Source organism: Williamsia sp. (assembly GCF_016462415.1).
Taxonomy (GTDB): Bacteria; Actinomycetota; Actinomycetes; order Mycobacteriales; family Mycobacteriaceae; genus Williamsia_A.
In genome coordinates this window covers 1-4,293 of record NZ_JAEMTF010000012.1, presented here as the reverse complement: position 1 = coordinate 4,293, position 4,293 = coordinate 1, and the positions used below count along the sequence as shown (strand labels likewise).

Genomic DNA, 4,293 nt, shown 5'->3' with positions numbered 1-4,293 from the left:
GCACACGCGTCGCCCTCGCATGCCGCCGCGGCGTCCGATCCGATCATCGTGAATGTCGGGGTCACACCGGGTTCGGTACTCACTGTGCCGCCACCTGACCGTCGGCCCGGGCCTGCTCGAGTGCGGAACGGAAGACCTCGGGCTGCTGCGCACCCGAGACCCCGTAACGCCCGTCGATCACATAGAACGGGACTCCGCTGATGCCGTACGCACGCGCCTGGGAGATGTCGGCGTCGACCGCGTCGACGAAATCCCCGCCCGCCAGCGCGGCCAGCACCTCGTCTCGATCGAGTCCGACCTCCGCGGCCAGATCCGCCAGCTCGTCGTCGCGGCCGAGGTGACGCCCCTGGGTGAAGTAGGCGGCGAACAACCGCTCGGCGAGGTCGAGCTGCACCCCGTGCTGCTTGGCGAAGTGCAACACCTCGTGGGCTTTGCGGGTGTTGGTGTGCGCCAGCGCGTCGTAGTCGAAGGCAAGGCCCTCGTCGGCCGCGAGACCCGTCATCTGGGTGAGCATCTGCTCCACCTTGTCGACCGGAATCCCCTTGTGCTGGGCCAGGAAGTCGATCTCGGAACCGTCGAAGTCCACCGGGGTGTCGGGGGCCAGCTCAAAGCTGTGATAGGTCAGCGTGACGTCGTCACGACCATCGAAGGCGGCCAGACCGGCCTCGAAGCGTCGCTTGCCCACGTAGCACCAGGGGCAGGCGATGTCGGACCACACGTCGACGGAGATGGGGTTGCTCATGACGAGCACAACACCGGACGGCCGTGGTCGATTCCGCGCTATCGCCTCGCCGGTAGCAATGGCGTCGTGACCGGGGCCTGCGGCGCGCTGGTCACCGACGTGCGACCGGTGCGGAGGTACTCGACGATCGCGGCGTCGACGACCGGGTTCGCCCGGCCGAACTGAGCGTGGTCGCCCCCGCCGACCGTGATCAGGTGCGACCCCATGCGGTCGCGGTGCACCAGACCGCCCCGATACGGGGTCTGCGGGTCTCCGACGCTCTGCAACTGCAGCGGTTGTGTCGCCAGACCACGGTTGCTGATCCGTACCGGCCGCGCCACCGGCGCAGCGCCGGAGCAGGCCAGGCCCGACTCGTAGAGGTAGCCCGGACCGGTGAACACGTCACCGATGACGAAGGAGTCGAGCAGCGACGCGGGCGCCACCTGCGGGCGGGCGGGGACCGCGTTCTCGTTGCACAGCAGGATCGTCTGCATCTGAGACGAGTTCACGAGCAGCTTCTGCACGTCCGGCGGGTACTTCGGCGCCGGCTTCGGGGCGGCGATGATGCGCTGGGCGATGATCGGCCAGTTGTCACGGGACGGCGCCGCGGCGCGCGTCAACGAGAGCAGCGTCGACGCGTTCTGCGACTTGCCGGTCGCGATGCTCGCCACGAGGTTGTCGAAGTACGCACGGGTGGCCGCGTTCGTGTTTACACCGGCCAGGTAGGCCCGGGCCGCACCACGCAGGGCCGGGGGCGCGTCGCCGACCCGAGCGGGCGGCGGTGACAGCGACGGCGGCACACCGGCCTCCGCGGTCACCTTGCGGCTCCACGTGCGGTACACCGCCAGCGGGGTCTTCCCGAGGTGATAGACGTTGTCGCGCTGCGCGATCCAGGCGAACAGAGCGTGCACACGCGCCTTGTACCCCTCGGTCTGGGCGGTGAGCAGCGTGTTCCATTCCAGGTTCGGGTCGACGGCGGAATCGAGGATCAGTCGGTCGACGTGCTGAGGGAACAGTGTCGCGTACGTCGACATCAACGTCGTGCCGTAGGAGATCCCGAGCAGGCTGACCTTTGTACCGAGGCCGAGTTGCGCTCGCGCGGACTCGATGTCGCGGGCCGTGTTCGCGGTCGTGATGTCCGCGGTGCCACCCGGCGTGCGCGCGTTGCAGGCCGAGCGGGCGACCGCTCCGGCGGTGAAGACGGCGGCCGGACTGATGCCGGAGACCTCGGCACAGGCGACGGGATTCGCGTCGAGCAGGCCGCGCGGCTGGACCGCGATCAGGTCCCACTGGTCACGAAGAGGCGCGGGGGTGAGCAACTGACTGAACATCGGGATGCCGTCGCCGCCGGGTCCACCGGGGTTGCCGATCAGCACCCCGCGCTTGTTCGCCTGATCGCGCGCGGGCAGTTTCGACACCGTCACCGCGATGGTCCCGGCCGAGGGCCGCGCGTAGTCGCGGGGCATCCGCAGAACGGTGCACTGCGTGGCCAGAGACGCGCCGTGGATCTTGGGGCACGGACCCCAGTTGATCGGAGCTGCCTGCGCGGGGGACGCCGCCACCGCGGTGGTCAGAGACGCGGCAGCCACCGCGACGAGGAATGCAGCACTGAACCGGCCACCCCGGCCACTCTTAGTCACGCGAATAACGTACCCGGTGTCCGACTTTCCGGCGGTGTGACAACGCCGAAGGCCGGCCACCCGTGTCGGGTGACCGGCCTTCGGTCGTCAGCTGCGTGGTGCGACTGCGGGTTCTGATCTAGATCAGAAGCCCATGCCGCCCATCTCGTCGCCGCCCGGCATCGCCGGGGCGCCGCCCTTTTCGGGCTTGTCGGCGACAACGGCCTCGGTGGTGAGGAACAGAGCCGCGATCGAGGCTGCGTTCTGCAGCGCCGAGCGGGTGACCTTCACCGGGTCGTTGATGCCACGCGCGAGCAGGTCCTCGTACACGCCGGTCGCGGCGTTGAGGCCGGTGCCGATCGGCGAGTTGCGGATCTTGTCGGCGACAACTCCGGGCTCGAGGCCCGCGTTGAAGGCGATCTGCTTGGCCGGGGCCTCGAGCGCGACGCGCACGATGTTGGCACCGGTGGCCTCGTCACCCTCGAGGGTGAGGCCGTCGATGGCCGACTCCGACTGCAGGAGAGCGACGCCACCACCGGCGACGATGCCCTCTTCGACAGCGGCCTTGGCGTTGCGCACGGCATCTTCGATGCGGTGCTTGCGCTCCTTGAGCTCGACCTCGGTCGCAGCGCCGGCCTTGATGACCGCGACGCCGCCGGCCAGCTTGGCCAGACGCTCCTGCAGCTTCTCACGGTCGTAGTCGGAATCGCTGTTCTCGATCTCGCCACGGATCTGCGAGACACGACCGGCGATGGCGTCGGAATCTCCCGCGCCCTCGACGATGGTGGTCTCGTCCTTGGTGACGACGACCTTGCGAGCGGTACCGAGCAGCTCGATGCCGGCGCTCTCCAAGGAGAGTCCGACCTCTTCGCTGATGACCTCGCCACCGGTGAGGATGGCGATGTCGGCGAGCATGGCCTTGCGGCGGTCACCGAAGCCGGGGGCCTTGACGGCAACCGACTTGAAGGTGCCACGGATCTTGTTGACCACCAGGGTCGAGAGCGCTTCGCCCTCGATGTCCTCGGCGATGATCAGCAGCGGCTTGCCGGCCTGGATGACCTTCTCCAGCAGCGGCAGCAGGTCCTTGACGGTCGAGACCTTGCCCGAGACCAGCAGGATGTAGGGGTCCTCGAGGACCGCTTCCTGACGATCGGCGTCGGTGACGAAGTAGCCCGAGATGTAGCCCTTGTCGAAGCGCATGCCCTCGGTCAGCTCGAGGGACAGACCGAAGGTCTGCGCCTCTTCGACGGTGATGACGCCTTCCTTGCCGACCTTGTCCATGGCCTCGGCGATGAGCTCACCGATGGACGCGTCGCCCGCGGAGATACCGGCGGTCGCAGCGATCTGCTCCTTGGTGTCGATCTCCTTGGCCGAGGCCAGCAGCGACTCGGTGACGGCCGCGACGGCCTTCTCGATGCCGCGCTTCAGGCCCAGCGGGTTCGCGCCGGCCGCGACGTTGCGCAGGCCTTCACGGACGAGAGCCTGGGCGAGCACGGTGGCGGTGGTGGTGCCGTCGCCCGCGACGTCGTCGGTCTTCTTGGCGACCTCTTTGACCAGCTCGGCGCCGATCTTCTCGTAGGGGTCCTCCAGCTCGATCTCCTTGGCGATGGAAACACCATCGTTGGTGATCGTGGGGGCGCCCCACTTCTTCTCCAGAACGACGTTGCGACCCTTGGGTCCCAACGTCACCTTTACTGCGTCGGCGAGGGCGTTCAGGCCCCGCTCGAGGCCGCGACGGGCCTCTTCGTCGAACGCGATGATCTTGGCCATTGCGAAGTGATCCTCCGATTGGGGGTGACACTGAAAGATTTCATGGCCGGATTCGGTGCCCGCGACGGACGACCGGGGTGTCAGTGAAGACCCGATCTCACCGGTCCGACCTGGCACTCACGGTTCGAGAGTGCCAACAGCCTTTTTAGCACTCGGGTGGGTCGAGTGCAAGGTCGGTGGGGC

Annotated in this window: 3 protein-coding genes; all 3 read right to left on the bottom strand. The window is 68.0% G+C overall.

Features of this window, described 5'->3' with window-relative positions; genetic code table 11:
* Positions 1-79: 79 nt before the first annotated feature.
* The 3 genes from JHC79_RS04980 to groL all read right to left on the bottom strand — a co-directional run bounded on the left by JHC79_RS04980 (position 80) and on the right by groL (position 4,110).
* Entirely contained in the window at positions 80-742 is a 663-nt protein-coding gene (locus JHC79_RS04980) for a DsbA family oxidoreductase (RefSeq protein ID WP_296388940.1), read from the bottom strand.
* Positions 743-780: 38 nt separating this feature from the next.
* Entirely contained in the window at positions 781-2,361 is a 1,581-nt protein-coding gene (locus JHC79_RS04975; RefSeq protein ID WP_296388938.1) for an alpha/beta fold hydrolase, read from the bottom strand.
* Between the two features lie 123 nt (positions 2,362-2,484).
* Positions 2,485-4,110: a chaperonin GroEL gene (groL, locus tag JHC79_RS04970; RefSeq protein WP_188486044.1), complete on the bottom strand. Its 1,626-nt coding sequence runs from the start codon at positions 4,108-4,110 to the stop codon at positions 2,485-2,487.
* Between the last annotated feature and the right edge of the window lie 183 nt (positions 4,111-4,293).

What these genes read in the sequence shown, in the direction of transcription:
- JHC79_RS04980 (WP_296388940.1), bottom strand. Translation starts at nt 742, where the DNA reads ATGAGCAACCCCATCTCCGTCGACGTGTGGTCCGACATCGCCTGCCCC.
- groL (WP_188486044.1), bottom strand. Translation starts at nt 4,110, where the DNA reads ATGGCCAAGATCATCGCGTTCGACGAAGAGGCCCGTCGCGGCCTCGAG.